The sequence below is a fragment of the Methylacidiphilum caldifontis genome (genome assembly GCF_017310505.1).
Classification (GTDB): domain Bacteria; phylum Verrucomicrobiota; class Verrucomicrobiia; order Methylacidiphilales; family Methylacidiphilaceae; genus Methylacidiphilum; species Methylacidiphilum caldifontis.
Window position 1 is genome coordinate 937,605 of record NZ_CP065957.1, and the last position, 21,503, is coordinate 959,107.

Genomic DNA, 21,503 nt, shown 5'->3' on the forward strand with positions numbered 1-21,503 from the left:
TTTTTGAGACCTTGACATCCTCCCCGGCCTGAAGGTCGGAGATTCCTACGGCGCTCAAGGGTGGCATGGCACCTCTCCTGGGTCGCTTCGGTGGGTTCCTGCTTCCGACCGCCAGCGCGGTTCGATCCACAGGCCATCCGGGCTGACGGCTTGCGCCATCCTGCTGCAAGCGTGCAGCGTGCCCTGCCCTTCGTCCCGCAACATTTGCATCCCGCGAGAGAAGATGTTGATTGCACCGACCACATCGGCGTTGTCCTCGAAACCACATTCCACACACGCAAACCAGGCCTGCGTCTGGCGGTTGTCCGCCGAAACGTGTCCGCAGCACGGGCAGGCGCGGCTCGTATTCTCCGGCGGCACGGCGATCAGCCGGCCTCCGCTCCATGCCAGCTTGTAGTCCAGTTGGCGACCGAACTCGAACCAACCTTGATCCAGGATCGACTTGTTCAGGCCGGACATGGCCCGAACCTTTCGGCCTGGAGCCTCGATGGTGCCCGCCGCCGACCCGGACATGTTCCGTACCTGCAGGTCCTCGACGAAGACTACAGCGTGGTTTTTGCTGATCGCGGTCGAGGTCTTATGCAGGAAGTCGCGGCGGACATTGGCGATGCGTGCGTGGATGCGCCCAACTCTTGCTTTTGCCTTCCTCCAGTTGTTGCTGAATCTGACCCTGCGGCTCAATGACTGCTGCGCCTTGCCCAACGCCATCTCATGCCGTCTGAAGCTGTGGAGCGGGGCGTAGAACGTGCCATCCGAGAGCGTAGCGAAGCGGGCGATCCCCATGTCGATGCCAACCGTACCCCCTTGCGGGACGATCTGCTCGACCTCCCGCTCGGTCTGGATGCTCACGTACCACTTACCGCATGACTGGCTTACGGTGACGTTCTTGACTACACCGAGCACATCGCGGCTGTTGCGGTAGCGCAGCCAGCCGAGCTTGGGCAGAAAGATGCGGTTGTTGTGCTGCTCCAGCTTGATCTGCTTCGGGTCGGGGTAGCGGAAGCTATCCGACATGCCTTTCTTCCTGAAGCGTGGGAAACCAGCCCGCTTGGCAAAGAAGTTGGCGTAGGCTCGCTCCAGGTCTTTGAGGGATTGTTGCAAGGGATGCACCGGAGCGTCCTTGAGCCATGCCGTTTCCGCGCTGTTGCGCCACTCGGTGAGCAGCTTGCACAACCCAGCGTAGCCAAGTTTTTTCTCGCCTCGCTCGTGGCGTTCCTTCTGCAACGCCAGCGCCCTGTTGTAGACGAACCGGCATGAGCCAGCAAAGCGGCACATTTGCCGCTCCTGCTGGCCGTTTGGCATCAATTCGTACTTGAAGGCTTGGCGAATAAGCATGGAAACATTATACTGAGCCTATGGCGCAAAATCAAGATATAAGACATGGACGGCACTGTGTCTTCAAGATGCACGTCCATTTGGTCTTCGTGACGAAATACCGCCGCAATGTGTTCGACGACGACGCCATCAACCGGCTGCGCACGATCTTCGCCAAGGTCTGTGCCGACTTTGAGGCGCAACTGATCGAAATGGACGGCAAGGACGATCACGTCCATCTGCTCGTGGAATATCCACCCAAGGTCGCCGTCTCCAATCTGGTGAACAGTCTCAAGGGCGTATCCAGCCGGCTGCTGCGCAAGGAGCGGCCCGACATTCAGAAGCGTTACTGGAAAGGCGTGCTGTGGTCGCCGTCGTACTTCGCTTCAAGTTGCGGCGGCGCGCCGATTTCCATCGTGCGCCAGTACATCGAGCAGCAGCAGACGCCACACTGAAACCAAGGACGGCTACGCCCTCCGCGCTATCCTTCCCCGCCCCAAGCGGCGGGGCAAGCCCGCGCACTTGGTCAATTCCAGATGGTAATCCTGCAAGGGTTTAACGTGGAATTCCCTTGACTGGAGAGACCTTATGGCTTCAACTGTTGCTTTAGCAGCGGCTATGGTTGTCATTACCGGTATTTTACTATAGAGAGAAGTGGTCCTTATCCGAATTTCATCTTTTCTTGCTCTTGGTCCAGAAGGAGTATTGATCACAAGGGCGATTTCCCCGTTTTTGATCATGTCGAGGACGTTGGGTCTACCTTCGGACAATTTATGGAGCTTAGTACATTGGACTCCCGATTCATGGAGAGCCCTGGCTGTACCTTCGGTAGCTACGATATCAAAGCCCAGATGAACAAGAGCCCTCGCTATCTCCACACCATCTTTTTTATCCTGGTCACGGACACTCAAAAAAACTTTTCCTTTTAGAGGTAACGGCGCATTCAAGGCAATTTGGGTTTTCGCATAGGCTATCCCAAAATCATCATCAACACCCATGACTTCACCCGTCGACTTCATTTCTGGTCCAAGAATGATATCGACACCAGGGAATCGGTCGAAAGGAAATACCGCTTCTTTGACACAGTAATAAGAGGGAGCAATTTCTCTGCCCACGTATCCTAACTCTCTAAGCTTTTTACCCATGATGACTTGGGCAGCCAATTTGGCTAAGGGAATTCCTATCGCTTTACTAATGAAGGGGACAGTCCGAGAAGCCCTGGGGTTGACTTCAAGGACATAAAGCGCATTTTTTTGAACTGCAAATTGTACATTCATCAATCCCACAACATTCAGTTCCCTTGCTAGCAAGAACACCGTCTTTCTGATTTCTTCCTTGATCTTTTCAGAAAGACTAAAAGGAGGAAGAACACAGGCGCTATCTCCAGAGTGTACCCCCGCCAATTCAACATGCTCCAGGATAGCTCCAATAAAGACATCTTGACCATCACTCACACAATCGACATCCACTTCTATAGCTTCTTCCAAGAAGTGATCAAGCAACACGGGCTTATCCGGTGCAGCCTGGATCGCCTCCTCTACAAATTGAACGAGATCATTTTCCGTATAAACAATATGCATCGCTCTTCCTCCCAAGACATAAGAGGGACGCAAAAGCAGTGGGAATCCGATTTTTTTAGCAGCTAAAATGGCTTCTTGCACATTGCTGATAATGGAACTTAGGGGTTGACGTAAGCCGAGTTTGGAGACCAACCGGGAAAAAAGTCTCCTATCTTCGGCTGTTTCTATCGATTCAACAGAAGTCCCTAAGATCCTAACCCCTGCTTTTTTCAAGGAGAAAGCGAGATTAAGAGGCGTCTGCCCACCAAATTGGGTAATAATACCATGGGCTTGCGTTTTTTCATAAACATGGAGCACATCCTCTATCGTCAAGGGCTCAAAAAAAAGAAAATCAGAACTGTCATAATCGGTGGAAACCGTTTCAGGATTAGAATTAATCATTATCGTTTTATATCCGAGCTCTCTTAAAGCCATCAGGGCATGAACACAACAATAATCAAATTCGATCCCCTGCCCAATCCGGTTTGGCCCAGCCCCTAATATGATGATCTTTTTGTCTTGCTTGTTTAACTCAAATTCGCTTATTCCCGGCTCATAAGAGGAATAATAATAAGGAGTAGAAGCTTCAAATTCAGCAGCACAAGTATCAACAAGCCTGTAGGTCGGAATACAATTTTCCTTTTTTCTTAAGGTTCTAATTTCTTCCTCGGGAAGTCCCCACAACGAGGAAAGCTGTTTATCTGAAAACCCATCTACCTTTGCTTCAAGTAAAAAAGAAGGTGCTCCCTTCTGCCTCAATATTTCTTCCTCCTGAACAAGCTCTTCAATCTGGCTCAAAAACCAGGGATCTATCCCACTTAGAGAAGCAATTGTATCTATGTCCATTCCCGAGCGCAGTGCATGCCGGATGTAAAAAATACGTTCAGCCCTTGGAGTAAGGAGAAAATAGCGAATCTGTTCCAAAGGTAAAATCTGGTCATGGCCATGAACTCCCCCCGCAAGCCCAAAAGCCCCAATTTCAAGGGATCGTAAAGCTTTCTGAAGAGACTCTTTAAACGATCTTCCAATAGCCATCACCTCTCCAACACTTTTCATTGATGAAGAAAGAGTAGGATCGGCTTCTGGAAATTTTTCAAAAGTAAACCGTGGGATTTTAACCACCACGTAGTCTATCGCTGGCTCAAAACAAGCCAAGGTTTTCCGGGTGATATCGTTGGGAAGCTCATCCAGAGTATATCCAACAGCCAGTTTAGCTGCAATTTTAGCAATGGGAAATCCTGTTGCTTTCGAAGCTAAGGCCGAAGACCGTGAAACCCTCGGGTTCATTTCAATCACGACCATTCTTCCAGTTTTTGGATCTACGGCAAATTGAATATTAGATCCTCCCGTCTCCACCCCAATCTGTCTTATCACCGCAAAAGCCCAATCCCGCATCTTCTGATACTCTTCATCGGTAAGAGTTTGGGCTGGAGCAACAGTAATACTATCTCCGGTATGCACACCCATTGGATCAAAATTCTCAATCGGGCATATCACCACGCAACAATCTTTGCGATCTCTCATGACCTCCATTTCAAATTCTTTCCAACCCAATAACCCTTCCTCGATTAAAATTTCACCAATCGGTGAAACATGGAGCCCACGAGAAACGACCTGTTCAAACTCTTCACGGTTGTAGGCGATACCTCCTCCTTGACCACCTAGGGTAAAAGCGGGCCTGATAATGAGTGGAAATTTATTAATTTGGTAAGCCACTTGTTTCGCTTCTTCCACACTCCGGGCGATTCCAGATTGGGGAACATCCAGGCCAATCCGGATCATTTCTTCCTTAAAAAGTTGCCTATCTTCAGCTTTCTTTATGGCGTCTATTTTGGCTCCTAACATCTCCACACCAAAAGCATCTAAGACTCCCCTTTCAGCAAGTTCTACGCCCACATTTAAAGCGGTTTGACCACCTAAAGTCGGCAGCAGGGCATCAGGCCTTTCAAGCTTGATAATCTTTTCCAGAAAATCAGCAGTTATCGGTTCGATATAAGTCTTGTCGGAAAATTCAGGGTCAGTCATGATCGTTGCCGGGTTACTGTTGATGAGTATCACCCTGTAGCCTTCCTCTTTCAAAGCCTTGCAAGCCTGAACCCCCGAATAATCGAACTCTGCAGCTTGTCCAATAACTATAGGACCACTGCCAATGACTAAAATGGATTTTATATCTGTTCTTTTACCCATTGTTTTTTTCCATAAAGAAGCGAAAGCAGGGCATTAGTCTAAACGAACAGGACGCGGCTGAGTATTATAGGCTAAAACAAACCACTAAATAGAAAGTTATTCAATTTAAAAGTTGATAACCATTGTTCCTTCTTTTAGGTTGAAACCCACATCGACTTATAGTTTCTTCAATCTCCGTTACGGTTGTTCTATAAGTGGTTCCTGCAGCAGAAACAACGTTTTCTTCCATCATTACACTTCCAAAGTCATTAGCCCCAAAATAGAGGGCAATCTGTCCCACTTCCACTCCTTGGGTGACCCATGAAGACTGAATGTTTTCGATATTATCAAGAAATATCCGCGATAAAGCCTGCATTCTCAAGTACTCGGATGGCCCCTTTTTTGCAACCTTTAGCTTCGTATTGTCAGGTTGAAAGGTCCAACAGATAAAAGCGGTAAACCCAGCCGTGCTATCCTGTAGATTTCTGATTTTTTCAAGATGTTCCAACCGGTCTTCAAGCTGCTCGACATGCCCAAACATCATTGTTGCACTCGATCTTAACCCTAACCGATGGGCAACCCTCATGACTTCCAACCATTCTTGAGAAGAACATTTGAGGGGAGCAATTCTTTTCCTTACGGAATCAACAAGGATTTCTCCTCCTCCTCCAGGAATTGATCCTAGGCCGGCTTCCTTAAACCGCTTGATTACCTCTTCGATTGACAGATCAAAGAGCTTAGAAAAGTGGAGGAACTCGGGAGGTGAAAAACCATGAATATTAATGTGGGGAAATTTTTTGTGAATGGAATGAAGGAGGTTGATATAATAATCGATACCCAGTTTAGGATGGTGACCTCCCTGCAGCAAGATCTGGACACCCCCAATGGCATCCAGTTCCCTTATTTTTTCTTCAATCTGTTCGACTGAAAGGACATAATGATCTGGATCTTTTTCTGTCCGATAAAAAGCACAAAACTTACAATAGGTTGTACAGACATTGGTATAATTAATATTTCTGTCTATAATGTAAGTCACAATTTCAGCTCCTTTTCCTCCATAAGCAGGAGCTTTAAGAAGCTTTCTTCTCAAATCAGCTAACATGCCTAAATCGGCTAACGGCAGAAAATAAAGCTCTTTTGCTTCTTCAACAGTAAACCTTTCAAAGCTTTCTATTTTTTTTCGGGCCACTTCCAATACATTTTTTGAGTTCGAACAACTGATTACATTCATACCCAATAAAAAGGGTTATATTGATCAACTACATTTATCTTTATCAAATTTTTTAAAAATTCTTCAATGCCCATTTTTTCTTTTTCTCCTACCTCGTAGTGAATGTAATGGGTAAGATAATGGAGTTGATGGCTATTTGCAGCAATTTTTTCTCTTGAAGAAAGTCCCCTTTCTTTTGTTTTAGTCAAGAGTGATTTTATCTCTTCCTTAATCGACATCCCAGCTGGGCCCAGCGTCCAAAGAGCAAAAACAAAGGGAAGGCCAGTCAGCTTTTTCCACAGTCCTCCCAAGTCTACAACCTCTTGTCCAGGATGTTTCTTGCGATATTCAAGGGCCTTGTCACCAATCAGAAGAAAACCATCGGCTTGCTCAACGCTTGAGACAAATTGAACCTTCTTGCCATAGAAACTTTCTAATATTACTTGAAGAAGCAGTACTGAACTGCGACTTTGAGGATCAGCATTCACAGTTTGAACAAGCTCAAGGGGCTTTTTAAGCACAAAAATAACACTATAGACATCCCCATTGGCAACAATACCTATCCCATCAATAAAACAGTTCCATCCCTCCACAAGCGAAGCTCCCACAGGACACAAAGCTACGTCGAGCTGCCCATTTTTTAGCATAATTGAAAGTTCCACCGGTGAGCCGTAGATCACTTGTTTTTCAATGCCATAGATCAGGGGCTTAGCATTGAGGTAAGGGACACAACCTATTCTAGGATTATGCATCAGGAACAATAAAAAATAAGAAAAGTTAAACAGTTTGGGTTTGAATAGATATTTTCTTTCTTTTTTCGGTTATCTTATGAAACCAATACAACAGGGCGGGACTAATCAAGTGAGAAGAAAACATACCCGCAAGGACACCGATCAGGATAGCCAAGGCGAACACAGAAATGACATACCCCCCAAGAATGAGCATGGAAACAGTCGCAAGAACAACTGTTCCTCCAGTCATGATCGTTCGGGCAAGGGTTTTGTTAATCCCTTCATTAATAATCTCCTTAAAGGAAATATTCCCTTTGTATTTTAATGTTTCACGAATTCTATCTGAAATGACGATTTTCTCGTTAATTGAATAACCCAAGATGGTCAAGAAAGCGCCGATCAAGTACATATCAAATTCTTTTCCTAAAAGAGCCATAATGCCAATAGCTAGCAATACATCATGAAGCTGGCCTAGTCCCGCTGCCAACGCAAATGACCATTCATAACGTAACGATACATAAACAAGGATGGCTAGAAGCCCCAAGGAAAGGGATAAAGCAGCCCGGTTCTTCAGTTCGTCTCCAACCACTGGACCCACACTATCCATCCTAGAAAGACTAAAACCCGCTTGAGGAAATTTCTCCCTAAGAATGTTTACACTTTTCTCCCCCTCCCCGTACCGGACCTGGTAAATCATCTGGTTATTCTCCCGGGTGTACTGAAGGAGGCTTGGATGAATTTTTGCTTCCTCAAGAGATTGCCTTACTTTTGCAAGGGGAACACCTTGTTTATAAGTCACGGTAATGGAATCCCCACCAGAAAAATCAACACCCAGCAGTTCTCCGCTTCTTAGGAAAAAAGTCGCCATGCCCACCACCAAAAGAATGGCAGCGGTGGGCACGGTTATCCAGCTCAATTTAATAAAGTCGAAATTAGGTTTATGGAGAAATTTCATCATGGCCAGCTTTCTTAACATTCCCCAAGACAAAAGCCATTCAAACAAATTCCTGCTGAATACCAGGGCAGCAAAAAGATTAGCCACGATTCCCAAAACTAAAGTCACAGCAAATCCCTGTAGTGGTCCACTTCCAAGTTCCATCAAAATAATGGAGGGAATAATCAAGCTCACATTGGAGTCAAAAATAGCACTAAAGGCTTTGTTAAAACCAATAAAAATCGCGTTTTTAACATTAACTCCGCTTTCAAGTTCGTCTCGGATTCGTTCATAAATCAAGACGTTAGCATCAACGGCCATCCCTATAGTTAAAATGATTCCTGCAATGCCAGGCAAGGTAAGGGTAAAATGAAATTGTGCAAGCAATCCTAAAAGCAGCAGTAGGTTCACAAGAAGGGCAATGACAGCGACAACACCAGCAGTCCTGTAATAAAAGACCATAAAGAGGACAACGGAGCCAAAAGCGGCTAAGGCAGCATTTACTCCACTGATAATCGAGTCTTTCCCTAAGGAAGGATCAACCCCTCTTTCCTCTAGAATCTTTACGGGGGTCTCCAGCGGATTTTCAAGAACGCTAGCAAGGTCTTCCGCTTCCTTGGGGGTCATGTTGCCTCCAGAAATGACAGCATTTTTAAAAATAGCTGTTTGAATGACAGGAGCACTCTTGACTTCGCCATCCAAGACAATAGCCAACCTTTTGCCAATGTTGTGTGATGTAATTTCTCCAAATCTCTTAGAACCCTCTTCATTAAATTCAATCACGACCGTTGGTCGACCCACTTCATCAAAACCCCGAAAAGCACGCCGTACGTACTTTCCCCCCATCTCCTCCCTCTTTCGAACTAGAATAAAGGCCTCTTGCTTATTACCCCTTGACTCTTCCAGGGAAAAAGGGAGGATCTCGTAACCTAAAGGTACTTTTTCCTGTCCAGATTGGATAGAAGCTAAAAGCTTATCTGTATCGGGATGAACAAGTCGAAATTCCAGCTTAGCAACCTTGGAAAGCTGTTCTTTAGCTGCAACCTTTTCTGACTCAGATAACCCCGGGATCTGCACGCTTATGCGTTTTTTACCTATGGGTTGAATGATCGGTTCAGAAAGACCAAATTTATCCACCCTTTTGCGAATAACCCCGATGGCTTGATCGAGTGCCCTTGCTGAAGGTTCACCTTGGAGCTCAAGTAAAAAAGCCGTCCCTCCTTTGAGATCCAAGCCTAGCTTAATTTTCTCTGCGGGGGGGACGAGAGAAAAAAAAGCATTACAAAGGATTGAAATGCTGCAGGCTAAACCTACCCACCTTTTTGTTCTATCATCAGAGGCGGTAAAATACCAGATGAGAGTGACAAGGAAAAAAAGGGCTGTAGAAAAGGAAACAAATAACATTTTATCCCTTCTTCAGGTTTGACAATTTTAAGCTCCCCTCATTATCTAAACACTGGCCCATTGCCTAGCTATTCAGCAAGTTTTTTCTCATTAACTCTTCCCTTTTGCCTCCTTGGATTCTTTCGCCACATCTTTGCTCTCTTCTTTAACGGTCTTTGTGACAGTCGTTAAAGCACTTTTAAGTACTTCTATTTTGACGTTTTCAGCCACCCGAATCACCACCGTTTTTTCTTTCACGTTCGTGACTACCCCCAATATGCCCCCTGAGGTTATAACTCTGTCCCCTGTTTCTAGACTGGCTATGAGCTTTTCCTGCTCTTTTTTCTGTTTCTGTTGAGGTCGAATAAGCAGGAAATAGAAAATACCAAAAATGAGAATCGTCGTTATAAAAAAAGTCATCGGAGGAGGGCCCTCGGGCGCCTGTGGATTTACCCCCCCACGACCTCGAGGTTGGGGAGGAGGGGGAGGAGCCATACTAAACCAAAACTCAGTAGCTGTTTTCATAAATTTTATCACCTTTATTTATTTTGTTATCTTTTTATTTCTCCATCTACTTAAAAAATCATTCCATTGTCCATGAGATAGGAATAATCTTATTTCCTTCATCAATCGATTGTAAAATAAAAGGTTATGCATCGACAAAAGCATAATACCAAGAATTTCTTTTGATTTTAACAGATGATGGATATAGGCTCTACTAAATTTTTGACAAGCATAACAACAACAGCGGTGATCTAGGGGTGAGCCATCTTTTTTGAAACGTGCATTTTTAATGTGGATTATTCCCTCTTCTTCGACATAAGCCGATCCATGTCGGGCTAATCGTGTCGGCAAAACACAGTCAAACAGATCTATGCCCAAATCGACCATCTGGACAATTTGCCAAGGATGCCCCATGCCCATGACATATTTCGGCACCGCTTCATCCAAAAAAGAAGATACAGCGGCTATCGTAGCAAAACTTTCTTCTATGGGTTCACCTACACACAAGCCTCCGATCGCATAGCCATCAAATCCGATATTCAGAAGCTCCTCTGCACAATAAATCCTTAGCCTTGTATCTGTCCCCCCCTGAATGATACCAAACAAAGAAAAAAGAGAGCAACGGGAGGAAGCCCCTTTTTGTTGATGACGTAGCCAAGTTTCTTTCCCTCTCTTGGCCCATTGGATTGTTCTTCGGGTAGCCTCTAGCAGATCCTTTTCTTTTGAAGGCCAAGGAGGGCATTGATCAAGACTCATAACGATATCTGAGCCTAAATCCAGTTGCGTGGTAATGGCATTTTCAGGAGTCAGCAAAAGCATAGAGCCATCGATCGGTGATTTAAAACGTACCCCTTCAGGGAAAATCTTGCAAAAAGAGGATAGGCTAAAAACCTGGAATCCTCCACTATCTGTCAGAATTGGCCCGTTCCATCCCATGAACTGATGAAGACCCCCAAAATCCCTGATTAGAGAAATTCCTGGCCGTAAAAGGAGGTGGTATAGATTGGCCAAAACTAATTTTATCCCCTCCTCTTCAAGATCTTTGGGAAAAATAGCTTTGACGGTTGCCGCAGTTCCTACAGGTATAAAACAGGGAGTCTCAACCACCCCGTGGGGAGTCAATAACCTTCCTAATCTGGCCCTTGATCCCTCTGATTTTTGAATAATTTCAAAATTCATGATTATACTCTTCTTTAATTAACTAAGCCAAAAGCCCCTATACTTTACTTTTTATTCTTGCTCAAAATCTCTCTCTGAGTACAAAAAAGAACTGAACCAAACATATATAGATTTAACAACATTATGATTTTTTTAAGGTTAATCCGATAGGTCTCTTTTTTTTCGTAATTTCACAAAAGAAAAGGTAAAATATTAAATTTTATGCCTGAACTTCGTAAAGATCCATTTGTCTCTAATCGGTGGATAATTTTCTCTCCTGAAAGAAAACAAAGACCCGTTGAATTTAGTTCCACGGACAAGGAAAAGGGGAAAGAACCTTTTGATGTTTTTTCATGGGGGAAAGAAAATCTTACCCCTCATGAAGTCTTTGCCTTGAGACCAAAAGGAGGCCTAAAAGACTCCCCGGGCTGGTCGGTACGCGTCGTGCCCAACAAATATCCAGCGTTACGTATTGAAGGTGATCTTCAGGCCGAAGGCATAGGTATATTCGACCGGATGAATGGTATTGGAGCTCATGAAGTCATTATAGAAAATCCTAATCCGGACATAGAACTCGAAGATCAAACCGTAGAAGGCATTGCTGGGGTACTCCAAGCTTATCGAGAAAGAATCCTTGACCTACAACAAGATATCCGCTTCCGGTATATCCTCATTTTTAAAAACAAAGGCAGGCTAGCCGGAGCGACCCTTAAACATCCTCATTCTCAACTCATCGCTTTACCTATTGTCCCCAGGGAAATTAAGGAAAAGATTGAACAAGCTCGAAGGCATTTCGGCATAAAAGAAAGAGGTCTCTTTGCGGACGTTTTACGCGAAGAACTCCGGTCAGGAGAAAGAGTAATCATGGAAAATTCTTTTTTTGCAGCCTTTTGTCCATGGGCAAGCCGATTTCCTTTTGAAAGTTGGATTATGCCCAAATTTTCTTCTTTAGATTTTTCCACCCTTGACGACAATCAAATCATGCTTTTGAGTGACATCCTTCAAAACCTGCTCCGCCGACTGAAAAAAGGATTACAGAACCCCGATTACAACATGGTTCTGCAGACTGCACCGCTTCGAAACTCTCGACAGGATTACATGACCGCTGTAGAAGTGGATTTTCGTTGGCACATTGAAATATTGCCCCGGATTTCTTACCTCGCTGGTTTTGAACTTGGCAGCGAATTTTTTATCAACCCGGTCTTCCCCGAAGAAGCCGCCGATTTTCTTCGACAAATTCGTAAAATATAGTTTTTTATGCTACACAGCTAAACCATTTTTATAGGTATGAACATCCTCCTACTCTGGCACATGCATCAACCCGAATATACCGATTATTCTAACAATGTGGCTCTTATGCCCTGGGTTAGGCTCCATTCCGTCCACAGTTATTTTGACATGGTGGAAATGGTCGGAAGATTTCCTGCTCTCAAAGTGATTTTTAATTTCAGTCCAGTGCTTTTGGAACAGATCGAAAAATTGGTCAAAAAGGAGACAAAAGATTTCATTGAAATCTTAACCCGAATACCTGCCGACTCCCTAAACCAGTTCCAAAAACAAAAAATTCTAGAAAATTTCTTCAAAGCCAACTACGATACGCTTATCAGACCTATTCCCCGCTATTATGAGCTGCTCAAAAAAAGGGGAAAAGTCGTTAATTTTGCTCGACTTGAAGAATTAACCTCTCTATTTAGCACCCAAGATTTCCTGGATATCCAGGTATTTTATAACCTGGTATGGTGCGGTTATGCTGCTCGCAAACGATATCCTCTGATAGAAGAGTTACGTAAACAAGGAGGTAATTACACAGAGGAGCAAAAAGAAGAGCTGCTTAAAATTCATCATGAAATTCTTGCCTTGATCATCCCTAGCTACAAAGCTGCTCTTGAAAGAGGTCAGATAGAAATAACCATCTCCCCTTATTACCACCCGATTCTGCCCCTCATTTATGACACCAATTTCGCCCGAAGATGCATGCCCTATGTTAACTTGCCTTCACAATTCAAAGCTCCCGAAGATGCCCTCAACCAACTCAAACTGGGCCAAGAAAAAATGAAAAGTGTGTTTGGACAACCGGCTCGTGGTGTTTGGCCTTCGGAAGGCTCGGTATGCCCAGAACTCATTCCCCTTTTTAAAGAAGCTGGCTTTGATTATTTTTTTACTGATGAATCTATCCTTTTCCGTAGCCTTGAACTTGATCCTCATTGGAGAGGTAAACATGAAGAGCACTTGCTCCTTTTTCAAGGTTGGAAAGTAGAGTTGCCTGAAGCTTCCCTTTTTGCTCTTTTCAGGGAGAGGCCTCTTTCCGACTTCATCGGCTTTAAAGCCTCTCAGAACGATCCTAACCAAGCCGCCAATTTTTTGTTGCACAACCTAGAAAATACTTGCCGGCATATCGATCCTCGCAAAGGAGCCATCCTTTTAGCCCTTGATGGGGAAAACGCCTGGGAAGCTTTTCATGATGGCGGAGAAACTTTTCTGAGTTTTTTCTATCAGGGTCTTGTTAACCATCGTAATTTAAGGCCAATTTTGGCTAAAGAATATTTTGATGAGAATCCCCCAACCAATACCGTTCATAAACTCTATACAGGTTCCTGGATTAACGCCGATTTTGACATCTGGATAGGTGACAGCGAAGAAAACAAGGCCTGGGAGTGGATGGGTAAAACCAGAGAGTTTTTAATCAATAAATCTGGGCAAATTTCTATATCTTCTGAACTGAAAGCCAAGAGCTGGAAAAGTCTTTATGCCGCTGAAGGAAGCGATTGGTTTTGGTGGTATGGTCCTGATTTTTCTACCGACTCCGATCAGATTTTTGATGAACTTTTCCGCACGCATCTCAAAAATGTCTATGGTTTTTTAGGCTTTACCCCTCCTCCTTACCTCGACATTCCAATCAACGTTCCCTCTCCTCCCGTTCCCTATACCTGCCCAAGGCTATACATTAGTCCAAAGCTCACAGGCAGGCTGGAGAACTACTTCGATTGGGTCGGATCAGGTTTTCTTGACATCTCCGTTCAACAAACTGCCATGTACCAAACAAACCGCATTGGCAAAAAACTGTTTTTTGGTTTTGACAAACAGAATTTTTACCTTCGGCTCGATTTAGCTGCAAAACCGGATATTGTTGTCGTCGACTTTCTCTCTCCAAAATTACACCGTATTGAATGCCAGGCCATTGAGGATAAACAGTGGGAAAAAAAATTTTTAGCCATTGACCAAACTGGCACTTTCCAACCTGTTCAAGCAACAATCGAGGCTTTCTGGGATGATTTTTTCATCCTATCCGCCGAACTCGCTGCTTTACAATGGGAAAAAAACAATCAAGTCAGTTTTTTTGTCAGAATACTTGACCAAAACCATCTGGGGCTGGAAAGATATCCTGAAAAAGGAACAATAGATTTTATTTTTCCTTCCGAAGATTTTGAGTTACAACAATGGTTTATTTAAAACAGATTAATATTCTTTGGATTGTCCATTTTCATCAACCTAACGGAGTTTTCCCTGAAACCTATAAAAAATTTACTCAAAAAGCCACTCTCCCTTTCCTGTACTCCATAAACAATCATCCAAAGGTTAAACTTTCTCTTCATTTTAGTGGCAATTACCTTGTTTACCTTCAAAACGAAAACAAAGAAGTCATTGATCTACTCCGGAAAATGGTTGAAGATGGGCAGATTGAATTGCTCGGAGGAGGCTTTTATGAACCCATTTTCTGTTTCCTTTCCCGAGAAGACAGCTTGCTTCAACTCCAAAAACTCCATCAGTTTATTGCCGATCATCTCGGTTTTTCTCCAAAAGGTGCCTGGCTTGCTGAATCTGTCTGGGAACCTTACTTTGTTGAGCTCCTTGCTCAATCTGGATATCAGTATACAATCCTGGAAGACAGTCTTTTTGAAAATGCAGGATTATTACCAGCTGAAATAAAGCATCCTTTTCTTACCCAATTTAACCGACATTCAATTTATGTCTTTGGTTACCATTCCCTTTTTTCAAAGGAAATCCCTTTCAAGGAAATCAAGGATATCCACCCTTCGTTTGTGCAAATCAGCCATAGAGAGGGGATGCAGATTGTTTGTATCGCCCAGAGTGGAGAACTCTATGGTTTCTGGCCGGATACAAGGGAGCAGGTTTACCAAAAGCATAGGCTTGAAGACTGGTTGCATTACCTGGATGAAAATTCAAGCTGGATTCAGACTCGGTTCCCCTCCGAATTTATCGATGGCTACTGGCCTGTTATTTCCCTGCCTTCGGGAGGCAGAAAGGAGCTTCAGCCTTTTTGTTTGCCCCATAGGGCAACTTTAGAATTTGTTTCTGCACAAAATGACCTGAAATTGCGGTTTGATGCCGATAGGTTTCTCAAATTTTTTAAGGGGGGCAACTGGTTGACTTTTCTTTCTAAGTATCCTGAAGCCAATTATATCCATAAGCGGATGTTGCAGGTTAGTGAAAAGATCCGATCCCTTCCTAGGGAATTACAGGAGGATATTTATGACTCTATCCTGGCAAGCCAGGGACACACCGTTTACTGGCATGCTTACAAGGATGGACTTTTTGGAAATTATATCCGTGATAATGCTTTTTCTCATATCTTGAATGCTGAAAAGATGATCAGGGAAAGAGCACCTCAGCTCTTCAGTCCAATCGAGAATGAGGATTTTGATGCGGATAAATTCCCAGAAATTTTTCTGCGCTCTTCTCGTTGTTCTGTATGTATAAAACCACTACTTGGAGGCTCAATCACCGAATTTAATTTTCTGCCCACTTCCTATAACCTGTCCAACACACTGAGAAGACATCCCTGTTTTTTCCCTGAACCTATACCTCCAGATATGTATGCAGAAGACTGGCATCAAAGAACGGTCTTCCTCGATCACTTTGTTCCCTTAAGTACTTCTTTGTATGATTTTGTGAGTGGATCTTTTTTGGAATACGGGGATTTCGTCAATCAGCCCTACGAGATCATCAATACCGCAGAAACAGCAAAGGGATATACCGTGCTTCTTGAAAGAAAGGGAGGTTTGTATTTTACAACTAACAAATTCAATTTTACGATCAGCAAGGAATATACCCTTACTCCAAGCGATGAACTCCACCTCCTATACACGATAACCAATGAAGATAACATCCCTATAGAGCTTTTGTTTTGTTGTGAAATCAACTACTCGATTCTTTCAATTGATTCTCCTGACCGCTACATTTTGATTAACGGAAAGAAAATGACCCCTGGAATGGCTTTTGAAGAAGAGAAAGTCAGGGAATGGACAATTGTCGATGAAACCCGCAAAGTAAAATGGCAATGGTATTTAGCAGATGGACCTCTCCACCTATTTCACTTTCCCTTATATACTTTAAATTATGAGAGAGGTTTATTTGGTAAAGATTACCAGGGTTCGACTTTTGAAATATTAAAACCTTTCCATCTTTATCCTAGGGAAAAAATGGAGCTCAAAATATTTTCAAAATTTGCAAATTCCTAGATTGAATTTTTTTAAAAAGTTTCGTAGCCTTCCTCACAAGGTGAAAAAAGTATTGATATTATTCATTTCTTGTTCATTTGTTTTTTTAGCTTGTTCCAATAAATCTAAGAAAATTGAATCGGAGGGAACCAGGGGTGCTAAAGCGGGGAAATTGCCAGAAAAAGCAAACCAACCCCAATCTGGGAGTACTGCGGGTACAACAGGCGAAAGTGTAGCCGGAAGCCCTTCGACTTCAAATCCTCCTGTTTCTGGAGAATACAAACCATGGGGATCATCTGGAGGCTCAGCCGGGCAACAAACCACAAGCAAATATCCTAAAGGCATTTCTGTTCCGGGAAAGCCAGGTTATGTGAAGAGTCCCTACGCTCCAGATGCAGGACTGGTCGATGTCAGAGGGTTTCCCCCTGGCACGGAAGTCAGATGTCCTTATACAGGCAAGATTTTCGTCGTTCCCTAATCTCGACAAATCTTAGATAGCCGATTAACTGCCCAGGCAGGAAACCAATTAATCTTTCATTTCCTGCCTGGCAATGAACTACTTCCCCCAACCTGATGGTATGGCGTGAGTTTCGCGCTTCTACGGGAGTGCCGGGTTGCCTGGAAGGCTTGCCGGTCTTACCTCCCTCCACGCCTTGGCCGGTTCCCGGCCACCAATCTGTTTCATGACCCAGCTCAAAAGCAGCTTGGCGGCATTCTCATCACCTGAACAAGATGCGCCACAAGGACAATCATGCCAGCGCTGCGACAAGGGCTTTTTCTGCAGCCTGCCGCACAGCTGTCAGCGCTGGCTGGGCTTAAGCTTGCGGCTATCCGCCTTCATCGCCCAGCCACCAGCCTCTTGCACTTTGTACCTGAGCATCTGATGGAACATGCCGGCTGCGGCATCGAAAATGCCGCGGTTTAAGCCTCTCTTATACGCGCCGCCCAAAGCCGTCATCCCACGAATGTTCAACTGCTCCAGCCCCAAAACCGCAAAGGTGGCCACAAGCCAAGCGCTGGCCTGGTGGAGAAAATCCCGGCGCTGGTTGGTCACCTTTTCATGCAATCTGCCCAAAAGGGCGTATTCTTTCCTCAGACGGTTGGAGAGGGGAAAGCCTTTCATCTTGCCGCTGGCCTTTTTCGCCTCTTCCTCCTTGCGGCAGATGCGTTTTTGTACGGCGCCGATTCGTTCTAGAGAGCACTGCAAATGCCGGGGATTTTCGATCCGCTCCACCCCTTCCGGCGTGGCCAGGGTGGCGAACGTTTCCACACCCCAATCCAGGCCACCGATCCGTTCCCCATGTAATCTCTTGGGCTCGCACTCCACCGTAACCGAGGCGTACCCTGTGCCGCGGCGGTGCAGAATCTCGCAGGTTTTGGGCGCGTCAACCCTCCGGGCCTTGCCTCGGATGCGATGGGGTTACAAGACCCACGGAGATGGTTGGCGCTTGCTTCCCGGTCCTGGGATAAAACACGGCAAGGTGCGCAGGGACAAAACACGCCGGACTGATCGCCCTGACGGACGATAGCGCCGCTTCACCACCACCTAAATCGCCGCCCGATTATAGGTGGAGCACTGCGGCGTAGGCTTGGGTAGACTAATGACCGCAAGCCACTCATACCTAGAGAATAAATGAGCAAATAGAGAACATAAGCTCAATATAGAAAAAACCGGTGTTCCACTTTTGTTGGCCTCTGCAAGTTTAAGATATTTTTTAGGGCTTACCCCCAAAACTCACATAATCGTCAAGATCGAGTAGATCAAACCAACTCAAAATATCCACCCGTTGAGGAGCAATTTTTTCAAGGGTTTCCATGAAAAACTTCCTGGATTCTCGATCCATAGGACCACTATTTTCCTGAAACTTTGACCAACTTTCTATCTGCCAAGCAGCTAAAGAAGAAAGGGTTAAAACTTCCTCCAAGACCTCTTGGTCAGACTGAGCTCGATGTAAAATATCCAAGAATTGTTTATCACTAATGCCAATAAAAGAAAAAAGTCTTTGATCCATCGGGCAATTAAACTTATATTCTCCAATTTTCCCAGCAATAAAGGCTCTGCCCTTATCAATTGCCCGTGGAAGAAGGACAAATCCTCCCAGCCTTACTCGCGGGCTGCGTGGCGGATGTTGTGTAAGATCAAAAGGATCATAATCCATAAATCATTGGAAAGTCCTTGATAAAGAAAACCCAAAAAAGAGCGTCTTCTAGAAAAAATTCTTTAGTGCCGATCCAATTGAGCAACGACCGATTTCTGTGCTGGGCTACTGTCAGCGTTCATTTCAGCCATCTGTTTAAGCCAGTTATTATACTCTTCCACTGATTCGACCACCAGATAGCCTTTCATGGCGAAATGCCCTACGCCACAAAGCTGCCCACATGCAATCTCGAATCGACCCGTTTTAATGGGTGTAAACCATAGAGGAATGGTTAATCCAGGAATAGCATCCCTTTGTATGCGCATCTGTATAATATAGAAATTGTGCACCACATCTTTAGATCCAATTTGTACCAAAAGAGGCTTTCCAACTGGAACATGCATTTCGTTCATGGTCACGATATCATCTTTGGAAGCTGGATCATTTTTATCTAGCCCGATGGGATTCATAGGATCAATGAGGAAATTATCACGTCTTCCAAGTTTTCCGTCTGCACCTGGGTAATGGAAAAGCCATCCAAATTGTTGAGCTATAGCTTCCACAACAATCGCTTCCGAAACTGATGGTGGATTTAAAACCCGCTTCCCCCATAAAGGTATGGAAAAGCCAAACAGTAAAACCATTTCGACAAAGATGACACCCCACTCCAAATGTTTAGGCCAATCCGCCTTTAATCCTTCATAATTTGCCTGAGGATGCTTCTTTTTCGAAAATTTAAAGAGTGAGTACACGAAAAAAGAGGACCAAATTACAAAAAGGATGAGCATAAACCAAAGTATCAGTTCCAGAAACTGATCAACCTGGTGCCCATGTTCAGCGGCATTAGGAGAAATACCTGTAAGTTCGAGCAAAAGTGCAATCATCGTTCTCTTTCCTTGTTTATCTTATCCACGTTCAACATTCAGCTCAGCATTCGACTCTTCAGTTTTGCAGTCTTGAAGACAACTATTTTCACTATTCAAGGCAGCTTCTTTTTTGCTCATTTTTACAAAAAAAGAAATGAAAAGCCCGAAAACTAAACCTAATAAAGCCAGTAAAAAAAGGACAGCTGGCAACATTCCTCTAGTGGCATTAGAATTTGGTACTGAGCAAATACCACAAGAGAAGGCTTTATCAACGCTCAATGGAAGCAACGATAATAGACAACTCACTAAGCCGATTTTCATATCCTTCTCCTTGTTTCTTTTTTCCCAATCCCTCTCTCCCCTTTACTTTTATCTCTCATTTTTCCAAAGCTTTTCTTCCTCACTCTCTTCTTCCTGCAAATAGAGGAACTCCGCATAATCAGGAAGTGGCTTTTTCGTTTTCCTGACGAGGTAATAAATAAAACTACCCACGGCCAGCCATATGATGAGTACAAAGAAAGCCAAGAAAAATCCTACCCAATCCTCTTTCTGAATTTGCTCGGTAGATCCAGTCATGGAAAAAATTCTTTGATCATGACTCCAAGATTGAATGAGAAAAAGAAAAAGGATGATAGCCATGACCACCAGGCCATATCTCATTTTTCTTTTAGGTTTTGGATCAAGCTCGAGCATCTTCATCATATCAATAAATTTTCAACTTTTTCATTTTGAGCACAAACCATACTCCATAAATAACGGCTAAGATCCCCAAAAGAAAAGAACCTACCCCTAAGCCAATATAAAGAAGCTCTTGACTGCTAAAATAGCTATAGATAGCCCATGCCCCAAAAGTCAGGAAAAGTAAGATGGCCAGTGTTATAAAAACAAGGTGAAATTGTCGCAGAGACATATTTTTCTCCTTTTTATTTTCCAATAGAGTCAAAATAAGAAGCCACTAATAATAAAAATAAAGCCAATACAAAGAGAACCGCAAGACCTATAAGGTGATGGATTGTCTTTTTTTCCCAAAAAATGTGCATGAGAATACCTAAAGCTAAAAGAGCCTGGACGCCAGCAATTACAAGTCCTGCTGCTATGTTCCCTCCTCCCAAGTGAAGATAGGAAACAGCAACATTAACTATTGCCAGGACAACCAAAAACCCAAAAACGATAAAATAGGATTTAATCCGCTTTTTTTCCTCATGTATTTCTTCGCTCATTGACTATAGTCTCCTCTATTCCTAATAACTATTTAATCTTTCTTTATCCCTAAAAGAGGTAAAGAGTAGGAAAAAGAAAGATCCACACCAGATCAACAAAATGCCAAAAAAGGCCTGCAACTTCCACTCTGTTTGCTAAATGTTCGGGATTTCTTTTATAAAGGGAAGCACCTGGACCCCAAAAATAACCTAAAACCAATAGTCCTCCAAGAATGTGGAGAGCATGAATTCCGGTCATCGTGAAATAGGTAGCCAAATAGGTATTGTATTTTGGTACAAAATTCGACCACCAACGGATTTCATTCTTGGGAATCTCAAGAACTTTTTCTTCAGCCTCGGGTTTAGAAAAAATGGACTTAAGTTGATAAACAAAATCCCCCGCATTCTCTGGATCTGGTTTGATTTTTAAAACGTCCGAGCGCATTGCTTCTTCTTCGCTCATAGCTAGATGCCCCGTGATTTCCTGGCCATTTTTAAGAATTACCCCATAGTGGTGAAATTTATCCTTGTATTCTACAGACTTAACGCTAAGAAACAAAACACCACAAAAAAGAGTGATTCCCAGCCACTGCCTATATTTAGCAAAATCTCGCATTTTCAGCGAGCTCCAGGCCAACACCATAGTAATGCTAGAACTTATGAGTACCATGGTATTAAAAAGCCCCATCGGTACATTCAATATATGATGTGGCCAATGCGATGCTCCAAGTCTTAAGAAAATATAGGCTGAAAAAAGTCCACCAAAAAGCATGACCTCGGAAGCCAAAAACAACCATATTCCTACTTTTGCATTATAAAGACCGGTATCAGGCCTTGCTGTAACTGTATAAGGAATCTCCATTACTGAACCCTCTTGTTTTT

At 44.0% G+C, this 21,503-nt stretch carries 21 protein-coding genes; 5 read left to right on the forward strand and 16 right to left on the reverse strand.

All coding sequences use genetic code 11. From position 1 onward, the window contains the following. Positions 1-54: 54 nt before the first annotated feature. Positions 55-1,335 (reverse strand): RNA-guided endonuclease InsQ/TnpB family protein, encoded by a 1,281-nt coding sequence (locus tag IT6_RS04430; protein ID WP_206828114.1) that lies wholly within the window; start codon positions 1,333-1,335, stop codon positions 55-57. Between the two features lie 20 nt (positions 1,336-1,355). Here IT6_RS04430 and tnpA point away from each other — a divergent pair, with 20 nt between their 5' ends. Then, positions 1,356-1,769, forward strand: a complete 414-nt coding sequence (gene tnpA, locus IT6_RS04435; RefSeq protein WP_206828123.1) for an IS200/IS605 family transposase — start codon at positions 1,356-1,358, stop codon at positions 1,767-1,769. A gap of 12 nt (positions 1,770-1,781) precedes the next feature. Here the strand turns inward: tnpA and carB are convergent, their stop codons facing one another. The 6 genes from carB to tgt form a co-directional block, all read right to left on the reverse strand. After that, complete coding sequence (gene carB, locus IT6_RS04440; protein ID WP_206828134.1) at positions 1,782-5,060, reverse strand: carbamoyl-phosphate synthase large subunit; 3,279 nt, start codon at positions 5,058-5,060, stop codon at positions 1,782-1,784. Between the two features lie 100 nt (positions 5,061-5,160). Beyond that, positions 5,161-6,270: a cyclic dehypoxanthinyl futalosine synthase gene (gene mqnC, locus IT6_RS04445; RefSeq protein ID WP_134440404.1), complete on the reverse strand. Its 1,110-nt coding sequence runs from the start codon at positions 6,268-6,270 to the stop codon at positions 5,161-5,163. Further along, positions 6,267-7,001 (reverse strand): menaquinone biosynthesis protein, encoded by a 735-nt coding sequence (locus tag IT6_RS04450; protein WP_206828136.1) that lies wholly within the window; start codon positions 6,999-7,001, stop codon positions 6,267-6,269. Before IT6_RS04450 ends, mqnC begins: the two co-directional genes overlap by 4 nt. Positions 7,002-7,026: 25 nt before the next feature. Then, on the reverse strand, positions 7,027-9,318 hold the full coding sequence (secD, locus tag IT6_RS04455) for a protein translocase subunit SecD (protein ID WP_134440406.1): 2,292 nt from the start codon (positions 9,316-9,318) through the stop codon (positions 7,027-7,029). 90 nt (positions 9,319-9,408) lie between these two features. Then, positions 9,409-9,822 (reverse strand): preprotein translocase subunit YajC, encoded by a 414-nt coding sequence (gene yajC / locus IT6_RS04460; protein ID WP_206828145.1) that lies wholly within the window; start codon positions 9,820-9,822, stop codon positions 9,409-9,411. A gap of 18 nt (positions 9,823-9,840) precedes the next feature. Then, positions 9,841-10,980 (reverse strand): tRNA guanosine(34) transglycosylase Tgt, encoded by a 1,140-nt coding sequence (gene tgt, locus IT6_RS04465; RefSeq protein WP_206828147.1) that lies wholly within the window; start codon positions 10,978-10,980, stop codon positions 9,841-9,843. Positions 10,981-11,181: 201 nt separating this feature from the next. On the opposite strand from tgt, the gene IT6_RS04470 reads away from it, so the two are divergent. From IT6_RS04470 to IT6_RS04485, 4 genes are all read left to right on the forward strand, one after another. Then, entirely contained in the window at positions 11,182-12,210 is a 1,029-nt protein-coding gene (locus IT6_RS04470) for a galactose-1-phosphate uridylyltransferase (RefSeq protein ID WP_134440409.1), read from the forward strand. A gap of 36 nt (positions 12,211-12,246) precedes the next feature. Beyond that, positions 12,247-14,409, forward strand: a complete 2,163-nt coding sequence (locus IT6_RS04475; protein WP_134440410.1) for a glycoside hydrolase family 57 protein — start codon at positions 12,247-12,249, stop codon at positions 14,407-14,409. Then, positions 14,397-16,439 (forward strand): alpha-amylase/4-alpha-glucanotransferase domain-containing protein, encoded by a 2,043-nt coding sequence (locus IT6_RS04480; RefSeq protein ID WP_206828149.1) that lies wholly within the window; start codon positions 14,397-14,399, stop codon positions 16,437-16,439. Before IT6_RS04475 ends, IT6_RS04480 begins: the two co-directional genes overlap by 13 nt. 151 nt (positions 16,440-16,590) lie before the next feature. Continuing rightward, positions 16,591-16,896 carry a hypothetical protein gene (locus tag IT6_RS04485; RefSeq protein ID WP_242524342.1) on the forward strand — a complete coding sequence of 102 codons (306 nt, stop codon included), beginning with the start codon at positions 16,591-16,593 and terminating at the stop codon, positions 16,894-16,896. Between the two features lie 120 nt (positions 16,897-17,016). On the opposite strand, the gene IT6_RS04490 is transcribed toward IT6_RS04485, so the two are convergent. From IT6_RS04490 to IT6_RS04530, 9 genes are all read right to left on the reverse strand, one after another. Continuing rightward, positions 17,017-17,187, reverse strand: coding sequence for a hypothetical protein (locus tag IT6_RS04490; protein ID WP_206828153.1), 171 nt, complete (start codon positions 17,185-17,187; stop codon positions 17,017-17,019). A gap of 30 nt (positions 17,188-17,217) precedes the next feature. Next, a complete protein-coding gene (locus IT6_RS04495; RefSeq protein ID WP_206828161.1) occupies positions 17,218-17,745 on the reverse strand; it encodes an RNA-guided endonuclease InsQ/TnpB family protein in 528 nt (175 codons plus the stop codon). A gap of 388 nt (positions 17,746-18,133) precedes the next feature. Then, entirely contained in the window at positions 18,134-18,577 is a 444-nt protein-coding gene (locus IT6_RS04500; protein WP_134439353.1) for a DUF5069 domain-containing protein, read from the reverse strand. 62 nt (positions 18,578-18,639) lie between these two features. Then, on the reverse strand, positions 18,640-19,440 hold the full coding sequence (locus tag IT6_RS04505) for a cytochrome c oxidase subunit II (protein WP_206828163.1): 801 nt from the start codon (positions 19,438-19,440) through the stop codon (positions 18,640-18,642). A 21-nt stretch (positions 19,441-19,461) separates the two neighbouring features. Next, positions 19,462-19,743: a hypothetical protein gene (locus IT6_RS04510; RefSeq protein WP_134439355.1), complete on the reverse strand. Its 282-nt coding sequence runs from the start codon at positions 19,741-19,743 to the stop codon at positions 19,462-19,464. 48 nt (positions 19,744-19,791) lie between these two features. After that, a complete protein-coding gene (locus IT6_RS04515) occupies positions 19,792-20,115 on the reverse strand; it encodes a hypothetical protein (protein WP_206828165.1) in 324 nt (107 codons plus the stop codon). A gap of 10 nt (positions 20,116-20,125) precedes the next feature. Then, on the reverse strand, positions 20,126-20,332 hold the full coding sequence (locus tag IT6_RS04520; protein WP_134439357.1) for a hypothetical protein: 207 nt from the start codon (positions 20,330-20,332) through the stop codon (positions 20,126-20,128). Between the two features lie 13 nt (positions 20,333-20,345). Then, positions 20,346-20,642 carry a cytochrome C oxidase subunit IV family protein gene (locus IT6_RS04525; protein ID WP_134439358.1) on the reverse strand — a complete coding sequence of 99 codons (297 nt, stop codon included), beginning with the start codon at positions 20,640-20,642 and terminating at the stop codon, positions 20,346-20,348. 49 nt (positions 20,643-20,691) lie between these two features. Further along, entirely contained in the window at positions 20,692-21,483 is a 792-nt protein-coding gene (locus IT6_RS04530; RefSeq protein WP_134439359.1) for a cytochrome c oxidase subunit 3, read from the reverse strand. Positions 21,484-21,503 lie beyond the last annotated feature (20 nt).

Bases quoted from the DNA above. Each gene is read 5' to 3' on its own strand.
- IT6_RS04525 (WP_134439358.1), bottom strand. From the start codon at position 20,642: ATGAGCGAAGAAATACATGAGGAAAAAAAGCGGATTAAATCCTATTTT.
- IT6_RS04505 (WP_206828163.1), bottom strand. From the start codon at position 19,440: ATGATTGCACTTTTGCTCGAACTTACAGGTATTTCTCCTAATGCCGCT.
- IT6_RS04500 (WP_134439353.1), bottom strand. From the start codon at position 18,577: ATGGATTATGATCCTTTTGATCTTACACAACATCCGCCACGCAGCCCG.
- IT6_RS04475 (WP_134440410.1), top strand. From the start codon at position 12,247: ATGAACATCCTCCTACTCTGGCACATGCATCAACCCGAATATACCGAT.
- IT6_RS04470 (WP_134440409.1), top strand. From the start codon at position 11,182: ATGCCTGAACTTCGTAAAGATCCATTTGTCTCTAATCGGTGGATAATT.
- IT6_RS04510 (WP_134439355.1), bottom strand. From the start codon at position 19,743: ATGAAAATCGGCTTAGTGAGTTGTCTATTATCGTTGCTTCCATTGAGC.
- carB (WP_206828134.1), bottom strand. From the start codon at position 5,060: ATGGGTAAAAGAACAGATATAAAATCCATTTTAGTCATTGGCAGTGGT.
- mqnC (WP_134440404.1), bottom strand. From the start codon at position 6,270: ATGAATGTAATCAGTTGTTCGAACTCAAAAAATGTATTGGAAGTGGCC.
- IT6_RS04520 (WP_134439357.1), bottom strand. From the start codon at position 20,332: ATGTCTCTGCGACAATTTCACCTTGTTTTTATAACACTGGCCATCTTA.
- yajC (WP_206828145.1), bottom strand. From the start codon at position 9,822: ATGAAAACAGCTACTGAGTTTTGGTTTAGTATGGCTCCTCCCCCTCCT.
- tgt (WP_206828147.1), bottom strand. From the start codon at position 10,980: ATGAATTTTGAAATTATTCAAAAATCAGAGGGATCAAGGGCCAGATTA.
- IT6_RS04480 (WP_206828149.1), top strand. From the start codon at position 14,397: ATGGTTTATTTAAAACAGATTAATATTCTTTGGATTGTCCATTTTCAT.
- IT6_RS04530 (WP_134439359.1), bottom strand. From the start codon at position 21,483: ATGGAGATTCCTTATACAGTTACAGCAAGGCCTGATACCGGTCTTTAT.
- IT6_RS04450 (WP_206828136.1), bottom strand. From the start codon at position 7,001: ATGCATAATCCTAGAATAGGTTGTGTCCCTTACCTCAATGCTAAGCCC.
- IT6_RS04430 (WP_206828114.1), bottom strand. From the start codon at position 1,335: ATGCTTATTCGCCAAGCCTTCAAGTACGAATTGATGCCAAACGGCCAG.
- secD (WP_134440406.1), bottom strand. From the start codon at position 9,318: ATGTTATTTGTTTCCTTTTCTACAGCCCTTTTTTTCCTTGTCACTCTC.
- tnpA (WP_206828123.1), top strand. From the start codon at position 1,356: ATGGCGCAAAATCAAGATATAAGACATGGACGGCACTGTGTCTTCAAG.
- IT6_RS04515 (WP_206828165.1), bottom strand. From the start codon at position 20,115: ATGCTCGAGCTTGATCCAAAACCTAAAAGAAAAATGAGATATGGCCTG.